16 protein-coding genes and 3 pseudogenes are annotated in these 22,500 nt (G+C 59.2%); 12 read left to right on the top strand and 7 right to left on the bottom strand.

Annotated features, from left to right (window positions below; translation table 11 throughout):
- Positions 1 to 102 precede the first annotated feature (102 nt).
- The 3 genes from ttcA (at position 103) to glmS (ending at position 4,711) form a co-directional block, all read left to right on the top strand.
- On the top strand, positions 103 to 1,050 hold the full coding sequence (gene ttcA, locus CFE42_RS19390) for a tRNA 2-thiocytidine(32) synthetase TtcA (RefSeq protein ID WP_004633526.1): 948 nt from the start codon (positions 103 to 105) through the stop codon (positions 1,048 to 1,050).
- A 337-nt stretch (positions 1,051 to 1,387) separates the two neighbouring features.
- Entirely contained in the window at positions 1,388 to 2,755 is a 1,368-nt protein-coding gene (gene glmU / locus CFE42_RS19385; RefSeq protein ID WP_004633528.1) for a bifunctional UDP-N-acetylglucosamine diphosphorylase/glucosamine-1-phosphate N-acetyltransferase GlmU, read from the top strand.
- Between the two features lie 117 nt (positions 2,756 to 2,872).
- Positions 2,873 to 4,711: a glutamine--fructose-6-phosphate transaminase (isomerizing) gene (glmS, locus tag CFE42_RS19380; RefSeq protein ID WP_004633529.1), complete on the top strand. Its 1,839-nt coding sequence runs from the start codon at positions 2,873 to 2,875 to the stop codon at positions 4,709 to 4,711.
- 1,358 nt (positions 4,712 to 6,069) lie between these two features.
- On the opposite strand, the gene CFE42_RS19375 is transcribed toward glmS, so the two are convergent.
- Positions 6,070 to 6,321 (bottom strand): hypothetical protein, encoded by a 252-nt coding sequence (locus CFE42_RS19375; RefSeq protein WP_037044623.1) that lies wholly within the window; start codon positions 6,319 to 6,321, stop codon positions 6,070 to 6,072.
- A gap of 719 nt (positions 6,322 to 7,040) precedes the next feature.
- Here CFE42_RS19375 and CFE42_RS19370 point away from each other — a divergent pair.
- The 3 genes from CFE42_RS19370 to CFE42_RS19360 all read left to right on the top strand — a co-directional run bounded on the left by CFE42_RS19370 (position 7,041) and on the right by CFE42_RS19360 (position 13,263).
- Positions 7,041 to 8,255 (top strand): Druantia anti-phage system protein DruA, encoded by a 1,215-nt coding sequence (locus tag CFE42_RS19370; RefSeq protein ID WP_004633531.1) that lies wholly within the window; start codon positions 7,041 to 7,043, stop codon positions 8,253 to 8,255.
- A gap of 9 nt (positions 8,256 to 8,264) precedes the next feature.
- Entirely contained in the window at positions 8,265 to 11,132 is a 2,868-nt protein-coding gene (locus CFE42_RS19365) for a hypothetical protein (RefSeq protein ID WP_152458844.1), read from the top strand.
- An 817-nt stretch (positions 11,133 to 11,949) separates the two neighbouring features.
- The gene (locus CFE42_RS19360) at positions 11,950 to 13,263 is read left to right on the top strand and encodes a hypothetical protein (protein ID WP_152458846.1); all 1,314 of its coding nucleotides are present in this window, start codon (positions 11,950 to 11,952) and stop codon (positions 13,261 to 13,263) included.
- On the opposite strand, the gene CFE42_RS19355 is transcribed toward CFE42_RS19360, so the two are convergent.
- Entirely contained in the window at positions 13,233 to 13,805 is a 573-nt protein-coding gene (locus CFE42_RS19355) for a hypothetical protein (protein ID WP_152458848.1), read from the bottom strand. The genes CFE42_RS19360 and CFE42_RS19355 overlap by 31 nt on opposite strands.
- A 297-nt stretch (positions 13,806 to 14,102) precedes the next feature.
- On the opposite strand from CFE42_RS19355, the gene CFE42_RS19350 reads away from it, so the two are divergent.
- The gene (locus CFE42_RS19350) at positions 14,103 to 15,185 is read left to right on the top strand and encodes a DUF1998 domain-containing protein (RefSeq protein WP_202959021.1); all 1,083 of its coding nucleotides are present in this window, start codon (positions 14,103 to 14,105) and stop codon (positions 15,183 to 15,185) included.
- Between the two features lie 754 nt (positions 15,186 to 15,939).
- Here CFE42_RS19350 and CFE42_RS19345 read toward each other — a convergent pair.
- From CFE42_RS19345 to CFE42_RS19325, 5 genes and pseudogenes are all read right to left on the bottom strand, one after another.
- Positions 15,940 to 16,146, bottom strand: a pseudogene (locus tag CFE42_RS19345) (transposase domain-containing protein); the annotation flags it as partial.
- Positions 16,143 to 16,412, bottom strand: a pseudogene (locus tag CFE42_RS19340) (transposase); the annotation flags it as partial. The pseudogenes CFE42_RS19340 and CFE42_RS19345, both read right to left, overlap by 4 nt.
- 62 nt (positions 16,413 to 16,474) lie before the next feature.
- A complete protein-coding gene (tnpB, locus tag CFE42_RS19335) occupies positions 16,475 to 16,819 on the bottom strand; it encodes an IS66 family insertion sequence element accessory protein TnpB (protein ID WP_146049720.1) in 345 nt (114 codons plus the stop codon).
- Complete coding sequence (locus CFE42_RS19330; RefSeq protein ID WP_004633552.1) at positions 16,807 to 17,178, bottom strand: transposase; 372 nt, start codon at positions 17,176 to 17,178, stop codon at positions 16,807 to 16,809. The genes tnpB and CFE42_RS19330 overlap by 13 nt, the downstream gene beginning before the upstream one ends.
- A 260-nt stretch (positions 17,179 to 17,438) precedes the next feature.
- Positions 17,439 to 17,957, bottom strand: coding sequence for a DUF6471 domain-containing protein (locus tag CFE42_RS19325; RefSeq protein ID WP_037044636.1), 519 nt, complete (start codon positions 17,955 to 17,957; stop codon positions 17,439 to 17,441).
- Positions 17,958 to 18,912: 955 nt separating this feature from the next.
- Here CFE42_RS19325 and CFE42_RS19320 point away from each other — a divergent pair.
- The 5 genes and pseudogenes from CFE42_RS19320 to CFE42_RS19310 all read left to right on the top strand — a co-directional run bounded on the left by CFE42_RS19320 (position 18,913) and on the right by CFE42_RS19310 (position 22,470).
- Entirely contained in the window at positions 18,913 to 19,695 is a 783-nt protein-coding gene (locus CFE42_RS19320) for a hypothetical protein (protein ID WP_037044638.1), read from the top strand.
- A 75-nt stretch (positions 19,696 to 19,770) separates the two neighbouring features.
- Entirely contained in the window at positions 19,771 to 21,294 is a 1,524-nt protein-coding gene (locus tag CFE42_RS23955) for a TnsD family Tn7-like transposition protein (RefSeq protein WP_080633395.1), read from the top strand.
- Positions 21,295 to 21,323: 29 nt separating this feature from the next.
- Positions 21,324 to 21,740 (top strand): annotated as a pseudogene (locus CFE42_RS23950) (hypothetical protein); the annotation flags it as partial.
- Between the two features lie 84 nt (positions 21,741 to 21,824).
- Complete coding sequence (locus tag CFE42_RS19315) at positions 21,825 to 22,070, top strand: hypothetical protein (RefSeq protein WP_238563825.1); 246 nt, start codon at positions 21,825 to 21,827, stop codon at positions 22,068 to 22,070.
- A 127-nt stretch (positions 22,071 to 22,197) separates the two neighbouring features.
- Complete coding sequence (locus CFE42_RS19310) at positions 22,198 to 22,470, top strand: hypothetical protein (RefSeq protein WP_004633571.1); 273 nt, start codon at positions 22,198 to 22,200, stop codon at positions 22,468 to 22,470.
- The last annotated feature ends 30 nt before the right edge of the window (positions 22,471 to 22,500 follow it).

Raw genomic sequence — 22,500 nt, 5'->3', positions numbered from 1 at the left:
CGTGACCCTGCAGACGGCGCCCCGTGCGCGCTAAAATGCTGATTTTCCTCACAATTTGACGCCTGTTCGGCCATTATTCAGCGCTGGCGGGGTCGAGATGCCATGACGTTTTCCAATAATTTCCACCGCCTCGAAACCCGACTGCAGTCGCAGGTTGGCCGCGCCATCGGCGACTTCAACATGATTGAAGACGGCGACGCCATCCTCGTGTGCCTGTCCGGCGGCAAGGATTCGTACACGATGCTGTCGGTGCTGATGGCGCTGCAGAAGCGCGCGCCGGTCGATTTCAAACTGATCGCGATGAACCTCGATCAGAAGCAGCCGGGCTTTCCGGAAGAGGTGCTGCCCAACTACCTGAAGAAGCTGGGCGTGGAGTATGTGATCGTCGAGGCGGACACGTATTCGATCGTCAAGGAGAAGGTGCCCGAGGGCAAGACGACGTGCTCGCTGTGCTCGCGCCTGCGCCGCGGCGTGATCTACCGCACGGCCAAGGAGCTGGGCGCCAACAAGATCGCGCTGGGCCACCACCGCGACGACATCGTCAACACGTTCTTCCTGAACATGTTCTTCGGCGGCAAGATGAAGTCGATGCCGCCCAAGCTGGCCACCGACAACGGCGACCACATCGTCATCCGGCCGCTCGCCTATTGCGCGGAAAAGGACATCGCTTCGTACGCCCGCGCGATGGAGTTCCCGATCATCCCGTGCAACCTCTGCGGCTCGCAGGAAAACCTGCAGCGCAAGAAGGTCAAGGAGATGCTGCTGGAGTGGGAGCGCCAGACGCCGGGCCGCATCGACAACATCTTCGCTTCGCTGCAGAACGTCGTGCCGTCGCACCTGGCCGATACCGATCTGTTCGACTTCAACGGCCTCACCACGGGCCTGGCGAAGATCGGCGAAGACGCGCTGTTCGGCCAGACTGCCTACGACCAGGCCCCGCTGGTGTTTGCCGGCTCGCACGACGACCGCATTGAGTTCGTGCGATTTGAGCGCAAGCCGGGCGACAAGTCCGCCGAGCAAGCCGTGCCTGGGGAGGCGGCGGCAAACTGAGCGGGGCCCGCTCCACACGGGGTGGCACACGGCGCACACATGCGCGCAGCGCGCCATGCCGGGCGTCCACCATCCGTCCGACCGGCCAGCGGGCTACCCGTCTCGGTCATGGCGCGATTGCAACAATTCCACCGTTTGACCGGTTCAGGGGGAGGGTGGGCCCCATGCTAGAATTTTTCCATCTGTGTCTTATACGCCGCAAAAGCGCCCCGCAGAAGGGTTTGCAGGCGGTCCGGCCATCCTGAGGGGAGGTGGCGGGCGGTGGGTTTCAGGCAGCCATTCCCGGTGCCGGGAACCCGTCGCAGCTATCGCTTCGAGTCACTCTAGGAACCTCCTTGTGAATATCGTCATCCTGGCTGCAGGCATGGGCAAACGCATGCGCTCCGCCCTGCCGAAAGTGCTGCACCCCCTGGCCGGCAAACCGCTGCTGGCGCACGTCATTGAAACCGCGCGCACCATGTCGCCGACGCGCCTGGTGGTGGTGGTCGGACATGGCGGTGATCGGGTGCGCGAGATGGTTGGCGCGCCCGACATCGCCTTCGCCACGCAAGACAAGCAGCTTGGCACGGGCCACGCCGTCATGCAGGCCGTCGACCAGCTCGACGAGAGCGTGCCCACCCTGGTGCTCTACGGCGATGTGCCGCTCACCCGCGCCGAAACGCTGAGCGCGCTCGTAGGCGCCGCCGGCAACGACCACCTGGGCGTGCTGACCGTGCATCTGGGTGACCCGACTGGCTACGGCCGCATCGTGCGCGACGCCGCCGGCCGCATCACGCGCATCGTCGAGCAGAAAGACGCCAACGAAACGCAGCTTGCCATTCACGAAGTGAACACCGGCATCCTGGTGTGCCCGACCGCCAAGCTCAAGAACTGGCTGGCGACGCTGTCGAATGACAACGCGCAGGGCGAGTATTACCTGACCGACGTGATCGAGCGCGCCGCCAGCGAAGGCGTGCCCATTACGTCCGCGCATCCGCTGGCCGAGTGGGAAACGCTGGGTGTGAACAGCAAGGTGCAACTGGCGGAGCTGGAGCGCATTCACCAACGCAACCTCGCGCAGCAACTGCTGGAAGACGGTGTGACGTTGATCGACCCGGCGCGCATCGACGTGCGCGGCAAGCTCACGTGCGGCCGCGACGTGGTGATCGACGTCAACTGCATCTTCGAGGGCAGCGTCACGCTGGCTGACGGTGTGCGCATCGGCGCTAATGCGGTGATCCGCGATGCGGCGATCGAAGCCGGCGCCGAGATTCTGCCGTTCTGCCATATCGAGCGTGCCAAGGTTGGCGCCGACTCCCGCATCGGCCCGTACGCGCGCCTGCGCCCGGGCACCGAGCTGGCCGAAGACGTGCACATCGGTAACTTTGTCGAGGTCAAGAACAGCCAGATCGCGGCGCACAGCAAGGCCAACCACCTGGCCTATGTGGGCGACGCCACGGTCGGCTCGCGCGTCAACATCGGCGCGGGCACCATCACGTGCAACTACGACGGCGCGAACAAATTCCGCACCGTCATCGAAGACGACGCCTTCATCGGTTCCGACACGCAGCTCGTGGCGCCGGTGCGCGTTGGCAAGGGCGCGACGCTGGGTGCCGGCACCACGCTGACCAAGGATGCGCCCGAGGGCAAGCTGACGGTCTCGCGGGCGCGGCAGGTCACCATCGACAGCTGGCAGCGCCCGGTCAAGCAGAAGAAGGAAGGCTGACAGGTTTTCTCCTGCGCCGAACAGCGGATGCCGCTTCGGCACACGAGCATCGATACTGAATTACCGAGTGCGGCGCACATTGAACGTGCGGCCACACCCCAAACTGGAGAAATCAACATGTGCGGTATCGTTGGCGCGGTTTCCACGCGCAATATCGTTCCCGTCCTGATCGAAGGCCTGCGCCGCCTGGAATACCGCGGCTATGACTCCTGTGGCGTCGCCATTCAGCGCGATGGCCAGCTCGAGCGCGCGCGCACCGTATCGCGCGTGGCCGATCTGGATGCCCAGGCACAGACGAGCCACCTGGACGGCGCCATCGGCATCGCCCACACGCGCTGGGCCACGCACGGCCGGCCGGATACCGTCAACGCGCACCCGCACTTCTCGGGCGACACCATCGCCCTGGTGCACAACGGCATCATCGAAAACTACGAAGCGCTGCGCGAAGAACTCAAGGCCGTCGGCTACGGCTTTGAATCGCAGACGGATACCGAAGTTGTCGCGCACCTGATCCACCAGGCCTACACGTACCCGAGCAGCAAGACGCGCGGCGACCTGTTCGCCTCGGTGCGTGCGTCGGTCAAGCGCCTGCACGGCGCTTATGCGATCGCCGTGTTTGCACGCGACAACCCCGACGTGGTGGTGGGTGCGCGCGCCGGCTCCCCGCTGGTGGTGGCGATTGGCGAGAACGAATCGTTCCTCGCATCCGACGCGCTGGCCGTGGCCGGTACCGCCAGCCGCATGGCCTACCTGGAAGAAGGCGACGTGGTGGAACTCACCCGCGAAGGCTTCACCGTGGCAGATGCCAACGACAAGATCGTCGCCCGTGAAGTGAAGGAAGTCGGCACCTACGCCGCCGCCGTGGAACTGGGCCCGTTCCGCCACTTCATGCAGAAGGAAATCTTCGAGCAGCCGCGCGCCTTGGGCGACACGCTTGAAGGCGTGCAAGGGTTTGGCCCCGATCTGTTCGGTCCCGAGGCGGCCCAGGTGCTGCCCAAGGTCGACAGCGTGCTGATCCTGGCCTGCGGCACGAGCTACTACTCGGGCTGCACGGCCAAGTACTGGCTTGAATCGATCGCCAAGATCCCGACGCAGGTGGAAGTCGCCAGCGAATACCGCTACCGCGAGACGGTGCCCAACCCGAACGCGCTGGTCGTCGTGATCTCGCAATCGGGCGAAACCGCCGACACGCTGGCCGCACTGCGCCACGCACGCGAACTCGGCCACACGCATACGCTCGCCATCTGCAACGTGGCGACCAGCGCCATGGTGCGCGAGACGCAGCTCAAGTTCCTCACGCGCGCCGGCACCGAGATCGGCGTGGCGTCCACCAAGGCATTCACCACGCAGCTGGCCGCGCTTTACATGCTGGCGCTCACGTTCGCCAAGCTGCGCGGCCATCTGAACGCCGAACAGGAAGAAGATGCGCTGCGTCATCTGCGTCACCTGCCGTCGGCGCTGAACGCAGTGCTGGCCCTGGAGCCGCAGATCATCGCGTGGTCGGAAGAGTTTGCCCGCCGTGAAAACGCGCTGTTTCTCGGTCGCGGTCTGCATTACCCGATTGCCCTGGAAGGCGCGCTCAAGCTCAAGGAAATTTCGTACATCCACGCCGAGGCCTACCCGGCCGGCGAACTCAAGCACGGTCCGCTGGCGCTGGTGACCGAGCAGATGCCGGTCGTGACCGTCGCCCCGAACGACGCGCTGCTTGAAAAGCTCAAGTCGAACATCCAGGAAGTGCGCGCGCGCGGCGGCAAGCTGTACGTGTTTGCCGACGCCGATACGCACATCCAGTCGAGCGACGGCATCCAGGTGATCCGCATGCCCGAGCACTACGGCCAGCTCTCGCCGATCCTGCACGTGGTGCCGCTGCAGTTGCTGGCGTATCACACGGCACTGGCGCGCGGCACTGACGTCGACAAGCCGCGCAACCTGGCGAAATCGGTGACTGTCGAATAAGTTTCGGCAGGCGCGGAAACAGATGCCACTACTCAATAATTCCGTATACGAAGCCTTCAAAGTTCCGTATACGGGATGCTTTCCCACGCCGGCGGGCTTGTTCCATAAGGCGTATACCGAACTTCCCGGAAATTGCCTGCCACTTCGGCGTTAGTAGGATTTTTGGGCAATTGCGGACGAGCAGTCTGTCGGCATAAGTAGCGCACCTCCTTCCTTGGGTTATGCGGCAGAGAGCGTGGCCGCAAGAAACCGTCGAGACCGTCGCAAGCGCTCTCCCCGGAAAGTGTTTTTTGCGCCGCTCATCTTCGCGCCTGTTGCGAGGCCGTGCACGTAGTGCTGCAATGTCTGGGCATGCCGGTGGAACCGGTGCTCGCGAGGGACTATGACGAGGTACGTGCTCTTCCTCGACTTGGATGGCGTCTAGCATCGGGGCGACTCAATCTGGCGTCTCAGGGTATCGTTAGCTGTGCGCCCGGCCGAATCGAACTGTTCGAGTACGCCGCCATATTGGACCGATTACTCGAGCCTTATCAGCGCTTCGCAAAGCCGACCTGACAACAGACCAGCGTGACCGCCCACAATGAGCAGTCTGTCCGCAAGCCTTGCAATGGCCTGCGCCCGATCGCAATCGACGAGGACAGCGCTTTTTGACTGTCTTCGCGCAATATCCGCGCGGAGACAGTCGCATCTGCGCAGCGGAAGCTTTCTGATATAGGGCAGCGTCCGGTTGCCCGCAAAGTTGCATCGATCACGCGCGTTCGTAGCGTCATCGGCGACTGCTGCGTTGTGAACCTGTAGCCCATGCAGAAAACCCACCACGTGTGCAAGACCACACTAGTTTCCGGGCAGCGCGGAATCCCATAACGAAAAGCCGACCCTGCGTGCTGCATAGGGCACTTTTTCGTGCGCTGTCTAATAGACAACGTCATTCTCTATTAGACAATGCGTGGCGCTTCCTTTGCTGAAGAAGTGCGCACTGCTATTTCAGATTGGCGCCACTCCAGTATTCGGGTCGCCGTAATGCCATTCGCCACGCTCAAATGTCTCGTCGTCCTCTCGCCTGAGAGTCTTGCTAAACCGCCTTGCTCGCGGCGGTGGTGGGACACTGCGTCTATCGGCCATCATTCGCAGTGCCCTTCGGTTATGCCTGTGCGTCGTTCGCGCTCGTGATCTGCTCCATGGCCAGCCGCATCTCTGCTCCAGCAAACCGGGTGCGGTAATGGAGGTAGCCGACGCTCTCCTAGGGCGCATTGCGGAACATGATTCCCACGCCGGGTTTGTCCAGTGGAGTGAAATCCGCGTACGAATCGTGGCAATACGCGGCGAAGAAGTCCATTTCTTGCCGTGTGAGCTTGCTGTCAGTGCCGGATGACTCCATAGATGCCCAGCGCCTCGTTACCGAGGGCGCTCAACGCATCCAACGCCTGCCTTTGCCCTTCCTCAGTTGCAGCGAGCTTGAACGCTTGGGCCATTAGCGTGCGGCTCCGGGTCTCGACGCTCAGGCCCGCCACGTAAACATCCCGCTTCGCGTGCTCAATCGCATGAACATCGCGTAAGAACACCTTGTGTGTGCCCCCCAGCAGATGCTGGCGGTCGCCAGCGTTGACCACTCAAAAATGCCCAGCCCTCCGGGCGGACGGCCTGGGGGAGCGGGAAAGCCAAACGACGGCGACATCGACGCGCTCAGAGGCCGGATTGGAGCAGAGAGCGCGTTTCGATCAACACGCGTGATCGGCTACAGCAAATTAGCGCCCCCGTCTGGGGGCTGTCTGTGAACAATCGTGACGTTTTCAGCGGCCGGGGAAGCCAGCTAAGGGGGCTCTGGCCGGTGGCGTTAGGGCGGCGGGCTTTGCGCCAGATAGGCGTTGGCAGCCCAGGAGGCGGGATCAACGGCACAGCCTTTGAGCGTCAACTGGATGGAGGCCAGCAGCGTCTGCAGGAAGCCGGCACGGAAGCTGTCGCTATGGCGTTCTTGTTAAAGGACGAACAGGTCGGTAGAGCCGCCCAACTGCTACCGATGCGCCCCGCAAACAACCCAGGCCCGGCTATCGGGTGCAAGTCCATCATGACGGCGCCAATGAGCCGCCCAGGGTTTAGCAAGGTTTGTTAAAGCCCGCGCGGGTGTCCAACACCTCATTCTCCCTCATGCCCGAGTTCGGGGGGGCGATTGGCTAGTGCTACGATGCCACACTCATTGATGGTGGCCCAGGTTATATCATCCGCCGTAACAGGGTTATTTGGGTGACCAACTACCCAGCTAAGGGGGGGTAAGCCGTGGGGCGGCCTTCCAACGCATAAAATTGAGCCTCTCAGCGGAGGCATTGAATAAATGAGCATAAAGCCGGCGAGCAAAGCGTTTTCAGTGGAGGGCCGTATCAAGCGCCGCCTGCGAGCACACCTATCTGATTTGGGTTTCCAACGAGCGGAGAATGGGGCGCTGGTACTTCCGGACACCGGGAAGGATACGGTCAGAACTCTGCATCGCCAGCAGCGTCTTGAAGTTCTCTCTCAGAATGCAGGTTTTATCGAGTCCCATATGCGTTCTTTGCTGGGGAATTTTGCCTCCGGTGACGAAATTGCTGTAGAAAAAATTAAACCTGTCTTGCAGAGGGTAAGCGCTGGCACTTGGGAAGCGAACCTGTTCAGGCTCGCCTCGCTGACCTGGTCTGTTCCAGTCTCTGCGGGTTTTGGTCGCCGCATACGCTACTTGGTTTGGGACGAATTTCATGGGAAGCTAATTGGTATTGTGGCAATTGGTGACCCTGTATACAACCTGGCCGTCCGCGATAATCTAATCGGGTGGTCGGTAGCGGATAGAGCGGAAAGGCTCGTATGCGTCATGGATGCATATGTATTAGGGGCGGTTCCCCCATACAACGCGTTGCTTGGCGGAAAGCTTGTGGCGTCGCTGCTGCGAACGCGCGACGTGTATAACGATTTTGCAAGTGCCTATGGTGGTACGACAGGTATCATATCGGGAAAGGACAAGAAGGCTCGTCTATTGGCTATTACTACTTCTTCGTCAATGGGGCGCTCCTCAATTTACAATCGGCTGAAGCTCAACGGTACAGAATACTTTCGCTCGATAGGCTACACGGGTGGTTGGGGGCACTTTCATATCCCAGATGATTTGTTTTCTGAAATGCGCGACTATCTGCGAGGCATGCAGCACAATTACGCAGACTTTCACGCATTTGGAGAAGGGCCAAATTGGAGGTTGCGCACGATTAGAGCGGCACTCGATGCATTGGGCTTTAAGCAAGACATGTTGAAGCACGGGATACAACGAGAGGTCTTCTTGTGTGAAACTGCAAAAAATAGCTTGCGGATACTCGCAGGAAGGGAAAAGCGTCCGAATTTGGCGACACTTCTGACGGCTGAGGAGGTCGGGCAAGCGGCTGTCGAGCGTTGGATGGTCGGACGGGCCGAACGTATGCCCGAATTTAGGCAATGGCAGCGCGATAATTTGCCTGACCTTATCCACGGGGCGACTCGCCGAGACGATGTGCAACCTGTGATAACTAGAATAAGGGCACGACGTTAGTGACGGGCCGTGGTCGACGAACTCCTTGATAGTTACCAGCACTCACTTGAAATTCACTTCAAAGCTCTCTCTGATGCGCGAGCGGCTGAGGGGCTGCCTGTGTATGCGCTCGAGCATGGGCTTGATGCCGAAACGCTCTCAAAGGTCGCTATAGGCCTAAAGCGTAGCCTAACAGTCGACGGTCGTTTGTCATCTCATTGGTTGCTCTGGGTGGTCTACGCGACTGAGCTTGGCTATGACTACGATGGTGAAGAATATTGGCCTTCCTTTGAGCAACGTACGCCTCAATGGAACTGGCGAATCGACCGGCGAGGAATGTTGAGGCAGTGGTTTCACAAGTTCCGCAAATCGTTCCGTGGCGCAATTCCAACAGGGCCTTGGGCAACCCAGTTCTCAATAATCTCATGGCCCATAACACACGCAATCCTTCCTAAGGACCTGCAGGTCCAGTTGGCCAGGCTGATTTACGATGAACGATATTTGATAGCTGAGTTCATTGATGCTCAGCCGGAAGAGGTCGGAAAACTAGTTGCCGCATCGGCCTACGAGGCCTCGGCGAGACTGCGAAATTTCCTAGAGCAGCCCGTGTTGGCCGGTCGAATTGTTCTGGGATTGCTTGGCGCTGCGGGGCAGTCGACAAATTATTGGTTACAGCCGGAGACGATTCAGAGAATCTTGATAGATCTCGAGCGCCACAGTCATGCGAAGGCCTGGTTGCGAGCGGCGAGGTCCACGGTACAGTCGGCGAAGATAAAGCTAGCGTCGCCGGCTCGCGTGCCGACGGCGCCGAGGGCCACGGTAGAGGCCAGTCCGGCAAACGAGGAGAAGGTCGCTCTCAAGAGCGTTACACCGCAGCTTCTCCTTCTTAGGGAGGAAGATGACAGGTGGACACCAGTTGTAGAGATTCCCTCGTTCAGAGCGATTGCCGGAATGAATCCGCGCTTCGCGACACTACTGCGCTCAAGTAGAGCTAAGGTGCAGGGAACCACGGCAGGATGGAGTGCGCCAGGCTGGCTGCTTTACGGCCCGCACAAGAAGAAGCTTGCTAAGTGGCCATCGCTCAATACGTCTCTGGTGCAACTTGAACACACGGACAAAGCTTTGGAGTATTTGCTGCGCTCCGAGTGTCGAATTGAGGCTGCTCAATGTTGGCTATTCCGAGTTCGGCCAGATGGAAGCGCTGCGGAGGCTCCTAGTCGCACGATTCATTCTGACACCCAGTACATTCTCCTCTACCACGCTACTGACAGCGCCGAATCTCCCTTCCCTTCCATACATGTTGAGTGCGATGGGATTTCGGCACTTGCAGTCAAGGTCACATCCGAAACGCCCGCTGACGCGCTCCGATTTCTGTCGACGCGTCACCTCAAAGTAGAAAGGCATCTCCGAATCTGGCCTGTAGGTACACCGCCGAGGCGCTGGTCGGCAGACGGCAACGCCGTGTGGCTACGTGGCGAGACGCCGACGCTTGCACTGTGTCATGACGCGGACTGTCAGTCTCTTACGATGACGCTTGCCGGTCAGCCTCCTGTAACCGTGGGTCCCATCGCTGCTAAACAACCAATATTCTTTGGCCTCCAAGACCTGTCGATTGGTAGCCATATCCTCAGCGTCACCGCAAGATACAGTGCGCAGTATTCCGACGGCGGCCAACAAGTTTTAACCAGCAACGCCGCTCTTAGCATTCTTATCCGGGCGCCGCAGGAGTGGGTGCCGGGTGATATCTCTCACCGTGGATTCATAGTTTCTTGCGACCAGGTTGAGCCAACGCTCGACGCCCTTTTGGCAGGCCGCCTGTCAGTATCGATTGCGGGGCCTCGAGGGCGTGAAGTCAATTGCAGTCTTGAACTGATGGATTCGTCGGGTTCGGTGTTGTCCAGCGAACCGATTGGGACGGTCTGCTTGCCCGCGAAACGCACTGATTTTGATGCTCGTTTGCAAGGACATCTTAAGGGCATAGAGGACCCGATCCACTACTCGACGGCTAGCCAAAGCCGGCTGGTATTTGATGGCGGCGACTTGGGGGTGTTTCGTCAGGGACTAAAGCACGCGGCGCTCCCATTGCGGTGGTGTATCAAGAAAGGAAAGATGCTTGAGCTCAGACTGGTCAATGACGGCGACAATGAGCTCCCAACAGAAATCACTTTCTATCCCTTTGAACGAGCCAACTCGCCAACCAACATTACGGCTGGCCAAACCGAAAGCGGGTTACACCCCGAGGGTAATGGTGGTTTGTATGTCGCCTCGTGTGGAGAACTGCGGGCCGGCATAGTAGCGAGCGTATGGAGGAAGGCAGGACTTGACGGACTCGCTATTCACCCTAGCTTCAGTACCGACCTGGCGGAGCCAAGTGCGTTGGAGCGGCTTCTCAATAACCTCAGGGATTGGTATGGGGCAAGGGCCTTTGGTCCTCTCGCAAATCAACGAAGAGACATAGTCGTATCCGATTTACGGAACCATCTCTTTGAGCGTTTATGCGGTCGGCGTTGGGCCGCGCTTGAGAGACAAGTACAAAACTTAGGGCTGACTGCGGAACTCCGCAAGTCCTTGGAGGAAGAGGCTGTTCACAAGAAACTTTCCTTCGGGATTGCGCTGTCCAATGGTTGGCGCGAAATCATGACTGATTCGTTCTCGGAAACCAGCCAGCGTTTCCACAAGTGTGCCGAGCGATTTCAGGTTTGCTCTGACGCGGAAATAACCGCAACCGCCTTGCACTTGGCTGCGCAACCGGCTGACATCGTTCGGTCGTTCGGTCCAGACCTGACCGATAGATTGGGCGCAGTAAAGGCGATGCCGGAAATGGTACGAGCATCGCGGTTGCTTGTGATTCTGTCGGGGGACAATGGCAGGGCGAACATCGAGCGGTGGACATCATGATTGTTCAACTGGGAAAGAATGATGTTGTTCGGGTAGCAAGAGCCAACGCGGGGCTGCCTTCTTCTCAGGAGGAAACAACGCATGTAGACGAAGAGTTTCTCGCCGCTTGTCTCCGAAGGGTTGCGGGATTTCATTGCCCGTGTTCGGCGTCCACGCTTCGTACTGTGCTGTTGGAATGCACGAGCGTGTTGGTATCCGATGAGGCGGCACTCTTGGCGACTATAGACCGCGCCATCGAGGCCACGTATGTCGCAGGCGACTTGTTGGAGCTATCGCAAGTTGCGGTGGCGGACGATATGACTCCGGGTACTTGGGTGTTCGCTGCTCCCCCCTCGTTCGTCTCTCGTGCGGAAGGTGTATTTCATATCTTTGGTATGGGCACAGAGGACCCTACGCCTCTACCGTCGGCGTTGCGGACGCGTCTTCGGCAAGTGGGAGCTAATCGATTGCTTGAAGCGGAGCCGGGCGAGGACACTCGCACCATGCTGCTCGATGCCGGTTTTCGAGAGCAGTCAATCGATGTGTGGCTAAAGCTACCGAAGAAGGAAAGTCCACGCGACTACCGGGGCTGTGGGCATGCACTAATCCTGACTGCAGCGAGATAGTCGACCCGAGTCACCGGAGTCAGGTTTGCGGACGCCTCTACAGTCAACCGCGACAGCGTTGTGGATGTGGGTCACAAGTGCTGGAGCTGTTCACATGCCGCAATTGCGGAGCCGCATACGGCCGAGCCTACGCGGATAACGTGGAGGAGCCGCAGGCACTATGGAACGAGCCAGGGAAACAGCTACGGATGGAGAGCGGCGACGTGTCCGCCATGAATCCGCTGGACCTCCTGCTTGAAGAACCTCGACAACTCGACAAGGTAGAGCCTGTCTCATACGACATGGATACCGGCCGCGTGAACGCTCCGGTTCTGTCTGACCGCGTCCGACAAGTGTTCATAAGAAAGGACCGCTTGCAAGGCGTGGCGAACGATGACGGTGAACGGGACGACCGGCTCGAAGCCCGAGGGCTATTCATTCCTTGCGGTGTATGTGGCACGACTGCAGCATTCGCTCGCACAAGTGTCCAGGACCATCAAACCAAAGGCGACCAGCCGTTTCAGTCACTTGTTGCAAAGCAGATCCAGATTCAACCTCCCAACTCGAAGCCAGCAACCGCCTTTGCTCCGCTAAGAGGTCGGAAAGTGCTTGTCTTTTCGGATTCTCGCCAGGTGGCCGCGAGACTTGCGCCGAACCTGCAGATGTATTCGACTCGCGACTCTCTGCGGCCGTTAGTGATGTGGGGGTTTGAAAAACTTCGGTCTTTTGCACCCATTAGACCGAAACTCAGTCTCGACGACCTGTATCTATCGGTACTTCTGGCTGCTAACGTCATGGATGTGAGACTCAGACCCGAAATGTCATCGGGGGAGTCTATGGCAGCAAGGTTCACCGTAGATGCTGCCATCCGCGACCAAAACGTCCTGCATGACGCGGCAGCAATGCAGTCATTGTTGTTCGACCTAAAAGGCGAACGGCCACCGGCCGCACTACTTGACGATATCTATAAGACCGTTACGGATAGGCACCTGGGGCTAGAGGCGCTCGCCTTGGCTTCAATCGCCGTCCGTGAAGATAAACGAGCGATTGTCGGCGCACTACCTTCGATTCCTGGCGTGGCCGAGTGTGCAGAAGACAAGGTAATGTTGGTTGAGGCCTGGCTCCGTTGTTGGCATCGACGAGGGTTCTGGCTGAATTCGATGCCGGATGCGTGGTGGAATCGCGGCCGTTCGAGCGGGACCAGTATTCAAGGGCAAAAGTCGAAGTTCAAGGCAATGGATAGGGTCTTAGTCGACGCAAACTCGCGAAAGCTCTTCGACACCAAGTGGGTACCTTCATTGCTAACCGAGTTCACTTCCGACCAAAGTGGAGGAGTAAGGCGCTTAGAAGGCAAGAGTCTAACCCTTAGGCTAAATGGAGACTGGGTGCGATGCAACGCTTGCAAGTCTGTTCATCGACCTGTGTCTACACTCAAGCACTGCCTCGACTGTGGAAGCAAGGACATCATAGATCTACAGCCAGACAGTGACATCGTCTTTAAGGCGCGTAAAGGCTATTACCGGGACCGGGTACCCGGCGCATACTGAGTCAACGCAACAGGTAGACTCTGCGACGGCGCAAACTTCATGACGTGCTTGAAGCCAGTTGATTTCTCCCTATCGAAAACCGAAAAGGTTGCCACATCTGTAGGAAACGCATATCGCGGCAATACGCCGCAATAAAGCAGTCGGTCTAGTAGCTTGTCCGTGGCATCGATTTGCGCAGGCGACTCATCCTCCGTCTCAGGGGCTGCATCCGATTCTTCTTCATCGTCCGACGCGCGAGCCTCCTCCGATGCCTTGACTGTGTCACTGTCGATGTTAATTGCACTGTCTACGGCGTCGAGACAGTCTTCAACCATCTCATCAAGGAGCTGTTGCGAATCTGAAGGAGGAAGCTCGGTTGGAAGCCATTGCTCCACGCGTGCTCGCAAAACCGGTTCGTTTTCTTGCAGCCAAGCGTGAAAGTCTCCTCGATTGAGTCGTCCACCGCTGGAACGGAAGGCGGCGACAGTTCCCAGTACCGAGAAGAGGTTCGACGGACTGTCGACATCAAATTCGCGAATCCGGTCACGATGGTACGCTTGCAAGAGATATGCTCGGATAAGCAGGTTTGGATTTCAGGCAAGTGCTACACCTCTGGGGCCATCTACTCACCCATACGCTCTGAGCGTTTCGAGGCATTCAAGAAACGCCGGCTATATCGTGAGTGTGAACGATGCGGCTTCGCGGACACAAAGCCGTTTGGTGTCGGTGTAGAGCTAAATGCCGTATATGACTGTCCGGCATGCGGTGGTTCCGATACCTTTGGCCCTGCGCGGCAATGGCTTCGACCGCCGGGGTTCGCTCATCCGGTCTTCGAGCAGGAGGTAACGTCGCCAGACGACATGCCACAGACGAGCTACGCAACACGGGCCAAGCTGACGATGGTGACACCTGCAGAAACTGCAGGTTGGGACCACATCAGTCCTCGACTGCGCGTCATGACCTCCCGTCAGCATCTTCTAGTTTCGAATACTGGTCCCAAAAAGCTGGGTTACACACATTGTGTTGCATGCGGCAGTATTGAGGCCGACGTTACGCCAGAGCCGAAGTTGTTCATGCCGCATGCCAAACCGTATCCGGATGACGACTCAACGTGCCCAGGCGACAATGCTCGCAAGCACCTTGTGCTTGGCACCGACTTCATTTCAGATGTAGCGTTGTTCTCGCTGCGAGTGGAATATCCTTTGATTCTGCGACCCGGCACATACCCAACCTCGGTGGCATTGAGGACGGTGAGCGAGGCGCTTGCAAAGGCAGCGTGCCAGCTTCTTGATATCGAGCCAGGCGAAATTATGGCCGAGTATCGCCCTGCGTTGACGAAGGACTCCGCAGGTCGAGATGGTCTGCAAGCTGAAATCTTCCTTTATGACACGCTTCCCGGTGGTGCCGGCTTTTCTACCCAGGCAGCTCGGCTTGGTGTTGCTTTGTTTAAACGTGCCTCGGAGCTTCTGAAGGGGTGTCCTGAACAGTGTGATTCCTCTTGCTATCGCTGTCTGCGCAGTTTCAAGAACAAGATAGAACATCATCTTCTGGACAGACACGTCGGCTCCGAGCTTGTCGAATATCTGTTGTCAGGAAAAATTCCCGAGTTCAATGCTGAGCGGGTAGCGGCTTCAGCTCACCTACTCATGACGGACCTGCAGCGTCAGTACTCGGACGGCATTCAATTTGAGCGTGACGTTAAGGTAACACTCGCGAGTGGTGACGAAGTGTCAATCCCAATCCTTTGCAGAGCGGCGAATGGGCGAGCGCTAGCCATTTTCATATCGGCACCGCTCACGGAAGATACCGTTGACGAAGAAGCAACTGCAAATCGAGTGGCGGATGAATTGGGGATGTCGGTTGTCTCAGTCAACGAACTGCTCGTGCGAGAAAATCTTCCTGCGGCGACAACTGAGGTGCAGTCCGAGATTAAGCGCCTATAGATTGGGCTGCGAGGCGCTCGCTTAGCAGGGAGCTCCTCGCAGCGCTTGTAGTGCCAACAGCGCTAATGTACGGTAACACGCGCTGGTGTGTGACACAGGCGCTGAAATACATCCATTGGCAGCATGACAGCGAACGCCGCGCCCTCGCTGTCCACGAGCAGGAACGGGTGCTCGTCTAGTACTCGCCTCAGCGCAGCTAAATCCGCAGGCTTGCCTGACGGAATTTCCAGTGGCATTTCGAGATAGTCGCGTAGGTTTAGCATTGTCGAATCGGGCCTAGTGTTCGCTAGGTGCAGGCGGGGCTGGCTGGTTTGTCTGCGCTTCCGCTAGCCACTCCGCCGTGATGTCTCGCCAACTTGTAACGCTGTTGATGATTGACCACAGAACCCACGTATAGTCGGCGTCGGAATCGAAGCCAGGGGGGCCTAGAAGTACGTATCTTCTGCCGGACGTGGTGAGGGCGATGCGAGAGCCGAGGTCAAAATTCACGACGGCTGAACTGACGCGGCCGCTGCCGTGGTAAGGGCGCAGGCCAACGAGATGTCGCTCGCCTGTTTCGGTCTCGAATACGCGCCAACGGACCAACTCGACCGTTGGGTCCTCGCCCGCACATCTGGTGTTCCAGAAAGGCAATTGAGTGCTCCGCGTAGTCGGCTGCAGCGTGCTCGCGTGCATGCTGCGGTGAGCCGGCTACGGCTTGCAGCATCGTGCTGCGGGCATCGTCTGTAAGCACCCGGTGAACCCGTCTTGCCAGCTAGGTGGCGCTGGGCGTCCAGCGATGCGGGAGCAGTTCGGCGATGTCGGCCGCCTTGTGGGTCGGCAGTCGCGTGAGGACGTCTTTCAGATAGGCGTAGGGATCGTGCCCGTTGAGCTTGGCCGATTGGATCAGGCTCATGACGGCAGCCGCGCGTTGACCGGCGCGCAGTGAGCCTGCAAACAACCAATTGGAGCGACCCAGGGCAGGAGCGCTTCCAGTTCGGTCTCAATCGCCTCGAGGTCTGCGTCAATGGCTTCGTCCAGCAGACTCGCCTGTTCAGATGTCAGTTGCTCGCTGCGCTTGCCGAACTTCCAGCGCTTGTGGATGGCCAGCTCGTGTGTGAGCTGGTCGATCTTGGCTTGCCGGTACCGCAACTCCCGGTCCTTCTCGCCGACCTGGGCCATCAACTGCGCAGCCAGTGTGCGCAGTTCGTCCGGGCTCAGGGCATCGAGGTTGGTGGGTAGGTTCATGCGGCGAGTCTGCCAGAACCCCAAGTCCTCTGGAAGGAAGCCAGTTTACGGCTTTGGGGGTATTACACGACCGTGATCGCGTGGTCGTGGGTGAGCGTCTGCCAAGGCAGCCCCGTCACCAGCGCACGCAATTGCTCGGGATTGAGCGCCGTGGCGATCGCCTGGTCGCCGTTCGTCCAGATGAAGCGCCCCTTGTTGAGGCGCCGCGCGGCCAGCCAGATGCCGAAGCCGTCGTAGACCAGCACCTTCATGCGCGTCGAACTCTTATTGGCAAACAGGTAGGCGTGGTGGGGGCGTGCCGCGCCGAACACCTTGACGACCCGCGCGAGGATCGTTTCGGTACCGGCGCGCATGTCCAGCGGCTCCACGGCCAACCAGATCGCGTCCACCCGAATCAACGCAACCACCCTTGCAGCCACTGGGCGCACTGCGCTGCGGCCGATCCCGGCCAGCGAAGACTGATCGTCGTCGCGCCACGGCGGACTTCGATCTGGATGTCCGGCACGGCAGTGGTCGGCTCGCCGATCCGCAACGGGATGAACTCGCCTTGCGGCACCCTCATCAACTCGCGGTCCTCAGGCGCGCCATTCTTTGCTTCCTGCTCGGCGACCCAGCGCCGCAGCAGATTCGCATTGAGGCGATGGTGCAGGGCTATCGCCGCGATCGAAACACCCGGCTGCATGCACTCCTGCACTGCCTTGGCCTTGAACTCGGCGCTATGCCGACGTCGGCGCCGTATTGGCGCGCTCTCTTCGATAGTGTCCACGTGTCCACCTAGAACTAGATGGACACGATGCTCCTTGCTACGCGGGTCCCCTTCAAGACGGGTTCACCGGGTGCTTACCATCGTCTACGGTGCCGTCCGTTGCGATCCATCAAATGCGGCCGCGTGCGCTCGCGGGCGAGCATGGCGCTTCAACATCCTATGGGCCTCACGATCGCGTGTGTTTTCGCACGCGATCGTGAGGTTACTATAGGCCCCGGCTTTGCTCGTTCAAGGACTCTTTCGGATGTTGGCCTAAGGTGTTAGCGCGCGGCCGAGGTTGTTGCTGCTGCTGCGGCAAGAAGGTCCGTCTGGTCCACAAAACGTTCGATGCCGGCCATGGATAGGACTGCTGCGCACTGCAGGAGCAGCGTGAGGGAGTACGTTCCCATGGCAATTTGTTCATTCAGGGATGGCGGCGCGATGTTGACGCCGATTGCCTGCAATCGACGACCGAGCTCAGCTACCGTGACGCTTGGTCGCGCGGACATTTCCGCTTGCAGCAGTCGAGATGCACGTTGCTCCCACGTGCCTCTCGTTGCGATGGCGTTGCGCCACTGCATTGGATATTCCGCGTTCACCGCGTGCAGTGCCTGAAGGAAGAAGCTGCATTTCAGTGCTCCGCGCTGGATCTTTCCCTCGACCGAGCGAGCGGTCTCGCTAATTCCCTCGCTTTCAAGCGCATCGGCGAGCTCGGCGTAACTGACACCCTTGCGAGTCAGCAATGCCCGCATGACTCGAGAGGCGAGGGTTGTCCAGGTGACCTCGTTCAATTCGCTCACGAAAAGTCCTTGCAGTTACGGCCGGTGGGTCTACTATTTTTCGTGTGAAAACACACGAGTGATTTTTCAAGTGCCGGTGTGGTGTGCTGGAAAAGCATCGCACTTGTAGGCGAATGAGGCAACCAGTTCTCTGTGGCATGGCGCTGTGATGAAAGCGCGGTCTGGCAATTGGGCACGACTGCATGCGGTCGCCGATGTGGCGAGTGGGGTGTGCGAACTGCATCGGCTTTGCGTTAAGTGGCGGGCGACATATTTGAGTGTGGCCGGTCCTGGTTGCTACGCCTCGACGGGGGGGGGGGGGAGGTGAGCTTGAATTTTCGAATTGTTTAAAAGTCCTTTTTCTTTTCCAATTAAAATTGGATATTCGAATTTGAAAAATGGACTTATCAATTGATCGTATTGAGAAAACGGATTTTTCTCTTGCAAAAATTTTTAAATCGTGATTAGAATGCGGCCTTCTTCCAGCGGTGGGGGAATTTCTCGTGGTTCGGAGCGGTCGGCGTCTTGTGGCGCAGCCGGTGTCGAGGCGCGTCTGCGTTATTCCGACAGTTGGACAGCGAGGAGTGAATAGTGGTTGCGGCAGTTCGAGCCCTTGAACCGGCCGACCGTGCTTGAGGAATGCAGCGTAATAGAGGCGACTATCGCAGACAGTCATTGAGGCAGTAAACGAAAAAAGGCGAGGGTGCAACCTCGCCTTTTCCCATCGGGGAGCCTCCTATGGAGACACGCCGCATTACTAGCGCGCGAAGTGTCCCATGGTTTGGCTCATCCGTCAACCATTTGCCTCTCTTGAGGAGAGGTGCGGCTGCGTGCGCTCTGGCGGCGCCGGCTTCGGACACATATGACGCAAGAACATGCGGTGGCGGCAGCTTTCGCCCAAACGAAATACCCAACTGCGAGAGAGCAGAACCCCTGCTCCAGTCAGTTGCCTCCCATTCCCACTACGCAAGCGGCAATGAGGGAACTCACACGGGGGCGCATCGTCCGACAACACCGTGGCGCAGGAGAGTCGGCCGGGGCAGGCGCGGACCTGCTGCTCGCGAACGACACGCTTGCCAAGCTACTTATCGATGTCACAGCTAATGTCCATGAGGGCTATGCTGCGCGTGACCTAAATCGAGCAGATATTCGGGCGCGAGTGATCACGGCGAGCGAATTCGTCAATCATTCGTCTAATCAGCACGGTCATGCACTGACCCTGCCAGCAATTAATCTGCCGGATGCAAAGCCGCGCGGGATTTTGACTATTGCTCAAGCTCGAATGGGACGGCGGGTCATCGTCGACGCGATTCAGGGTTACCTCGGGAGTGAGGCCCGCTCCGTCACAGTGCAAGTCGGGTCTGGGCAGGTCGTAGCCTACTGGATGGTCCCGACTCTGCGTGTGCAATGGCCGGCAGGCGGTTCGCTTCGCAAGTTCGTGAGGACCCTTCTGCGCTCGTTCGACGCGGTAACCGGCACGCGCTTGTCGGAACAGCGCCGTGGCTCATTCCATCGAGACGAGCCGGACGTGCAGGCTGCTCTGTGTGCACTCGGTGTCGCCGCCAATCTCGGGCTGCTGATAGTCGAGCGCATCAATACCCGAGATGCCACAAGCAGCAGCGCCTCGACCCTATGGGATACGCTGGGCCAATTCACGCGCACCACTGGCATCCCTATCCTATGCATGGCGACGCCTGGAGCGGCAGCGCCTGGCATCACCGGGCCGCTTCACCACTACGAGTTTGCGGCGCCATGGTGACTGGCTACCCCTCCGACAAGCTCTTGCTACGTTGCCAAGACTCACGCTCGAGCAGCAGCCTTATGCCGCAATTCAATGAAAACACGTGGAAAAAGTGCCATGCCCGCTTGTCGAAACTATCCATGTCCCGCGCAGTGGGAAACTGCAGCCAGCCTACTGGATGCGGCAGCTGCGCACACTGACAATAGGGCGGCGAAATTGCTAAACGGCCGCTGCTTTCGCCGGTGTAGTCCACTCGTCTACACGCTGCCCTGCCGTGTCAATCGCTTCAGCATTGCTACCGAGCAAGCATACGGCCCAGATGAAAGCGTTCTCGCCTGCCACACCCTATTCAACTATTTCCGACATGGCATGCCGCCAGCGATGGAAGCGCGAGCCAGGTGGCAACTGATTTACGGTGTCCAGTCACGGACGAGTTGCCCTCGCCTGCAGCCACTTTGGGAGTGCGGTAATCGGTTTGGTCTGCAATGTCCTGAATGCGCTAAAGCAGCGTGCTGCGAGTTTGGGCGTCGGATCTCGTTCTGCGCTCACTGCTGCCCCTTCGTGACGCGATGCCCCCTCCATGGAAGCCTGCTCTATTGCGATAACGAATGCAGTTCCCTCGAGTACATGGTCATCGTCGCTGGCGATGCTCGCACTGCTTGGAACAGTTTGCAATTTTCATTGTGTAGCCACCAACTTGCTTGTACGCGTATTCCCAAGGAAACACGGCAGCAGCTTAAGGAACGACTTGCTGAGCTAGGCTATGTGTCGGAGTCCGGCCGGACACGGTTGGCGCGGTTGAAGTCGGATTTCACGGGGTTCTATTGTGCCGGCTTTGAGGATGTCCGCCTGAATGCACTAATTGGTCGCGAGGACTTCGTGGACAACCTCATGCATGGAGTTCAGCGCGATACACGGCCAATACATCCCGTCTATCTGACGTTGCTGGATGTCTTTCTGGCCAACTCAGATGGTGTGTCTGGTCACGCAACCAGGCATAGGTCGGCTTTGCGCCAAACCGAGGGTGCAGGAGGAGTTGCCCAAAGCGTTCGCAGAACGCCAGTGCCACAGCCAGCGTCTCTGGAGGAGCGACGGGGTAGGTGGGCGACTTTCGTCAAGAGCGATGATGGCTTGACGAGGACACAGATGCGCAAGAAGGCTCCGGCTCTGTGGACCTGGCTATATCGCCACGACCGCGAATGGTTATTGGCCAATCAACCTTCATGTGTCCGTCCACATTCGGGAAGGCGACCGTCCGGTATCCCGCCGCAGCTAGGAGCGCTTATCAGACGTCATGCCGGCCCCAAGCCGCTCGATGCGGCCGGCAGGGTCCGGCTGCCGTCTTTGTACCAGACTCGGCTTGCATACGGGTTGAGCGACTACGCTTTCCTGCGTTCGCGGCGAGAGTTTGGGGCCGACCTGTGCACGCTGGTGCTTCCCGGTCTCAAGGCCGCCTTTGTGCGCCAACGTGTTCGGAACGCTATTGGGGAGTGGGGCGACTGTGGTTGCGTCGCCAGCGCTTCTGTCATTGCACGGAAAGCCGGACTCCGCGAATCGACCGTCAGAAAGTACGTGCCCGTCGTCGTGACGTCTAACCGTTTGGAGGAGGGCGCGTGACACTCAAACCGCCGGCCGGATACACGCACATGACGTCGATTTGCTGCTCCGAGCATGTCATCGGTTTCAAACATCGCATACGCCGCGCTACCCGCAACGATAGGAAGCTCACAGCATGGCTATTCCCGTCAGGGTTGCAGGCGCTAGTCGACCAGATGTCCGCCTTTGTCGGCGATGAAGGGTCCTTACTCGCGAACAACACTTTGCTGCCCCTATTTTCCCGCTTCTTACCGTCTCAGGACGTCGAGCTTCTGGCGAGGCACTCTCTCTGTGCATCGGTTACAGGGCTACCTGCTATCGTCGGCTTGAATGGACCACGGTCAGGGTGGTGTCCTAGAGTGGTTGCTAGTTGCCCCGAATGTGCGCGCATCGATGTGGCGCCCTGCGGCAGACCATTTTGGCGGCGCGACCACCTAGTGCCGGGATTATTGTTTTGTGGAAGGCATGGCGTACCTCTCGAAACGCTCTGCCCAACGTGTCATGGGCCAAATGCTCGCCCATCTCCGCGCTCGACGTTCGCTACGACTTTGGTGAAGGACATCCGCTGCTCGGCCGCCGCATCCCCGATCTCGACCTGGACCCCGCCATGGGCCAATCGCGTGCGGCGGGCCGACGCCCGCTATGCAGGAACGTGGGCGCTGCCGGTGGTTGGCACGGTGCCCGCGCCATCCGCAGTGCTGGTCCGCCTCGGCGGCCACGTGGCGTGGGTTGGTGACGGACCGACCGAGGGGCTGCAGGCGGCGTTGCTGCGGTGGTTCGGCTCGGTGACGGCCTGAGCGCCGCTCGCCAGCAGATACAGCCGGTGGAGCGCGGCGTCTACCCAGGCGTTTGAAGCAGCCGGGGTGACTGCGGTGGCCGGTATGCTGCACGGCATCGGAATCACCGTCCCTCTGGAGTCCTGGCATGTTCAACGTCCTCAGCAAGATCGTCCTGCTCGCCGTGTATGGCCTCGCGTTGCTCAGCTATGCCACGCCACTGCCGCTGTCGACCGATGCCATCGGCTGGCTGCGCATCGGGGCGCTGGTGCTGCTGGCTGCGCACCTGCTGGAAGTGGTGCTGTGCTTTCGCAAAGTGGCGCTGCACAAGGGGCCGCTGTTCGACAGCGTGCTGCTGACGTTGCTGTTCGGTTTTCTGCACTGGAAGCCCCTCGCAGACGCCGCGCGGCAAGCCCGCTGATCGCCGCAGACCGGCCCGACTAGCCGCAAC

This window comes from Ralstonia sp. PBBBR1, assembly GCF_002256165.1.
In the GTDB taxonomy this organism is placed as follows: domain Bacteria; phylum Pseudomonadota; class Gammaproteobacteria; order Burkholderiales; family Burkholderiaceae; genus Ralstonia; species Ralstonia thomasii.
This window is presented reverse-complemented; position numbering and strand designations above follow the sequence as displayed.

Coding starts and splice junctions, on each gene's coding strand:
- ttcA (WP_004633526.1), top strand. CDS start 103: ATGACGTTTTCCAATAATTTCCACCGCCTCGAAACCCGACTGCAGTCG.
- glmS (WP_004633529.1), top strand. CDS start 2,873: ATGTGCGGTATCGTTGGCGCGGTTTCCACGCGCAATATCGTTCCCGTC.
- CFE42_RS19370 (WP_004633531.1), top strand. CDS start 7,041: ATGAGCATAAAGCCGGCGAGCAAAGCGTTTTCAGTGGAGGGCCGTATC.
- CFE42_RS19360 (WP_152458846.1), top strand. CDS start 11,950: ATGAATCCGCTGGACCTCCTGCTTGAAGAACCTCGACAACTCGACAAG.
- CFE42_RS19350 (WP_202959021.1), top strand. CDS start 14,103: ATGCCACAGACGAGCTACGCAACACGGGCCAAGCTGACGATGGTGACA.
- CFE42_RS19320 (WP_037044638.1), top strand. CDS start 18,913: ATGAGGGAACTCACACGGGGGCGCATCGTCCGACAACACCGTGGCGCA.
- CFE42_RS23955 (WP_080633395.1), top strand. CDS start 19,771: ATGAAAACACGTGGAAAAAGTGCCATGCCCGCTTGTCGAAACTATCCA.
- CFE42_RS19310 (WP_004633571.1), top strand. CDS start 22,198: ATGTTCAACGTCCTCAGCAAGATCGTCCTGCTCGCCGTGTATGGCCTC.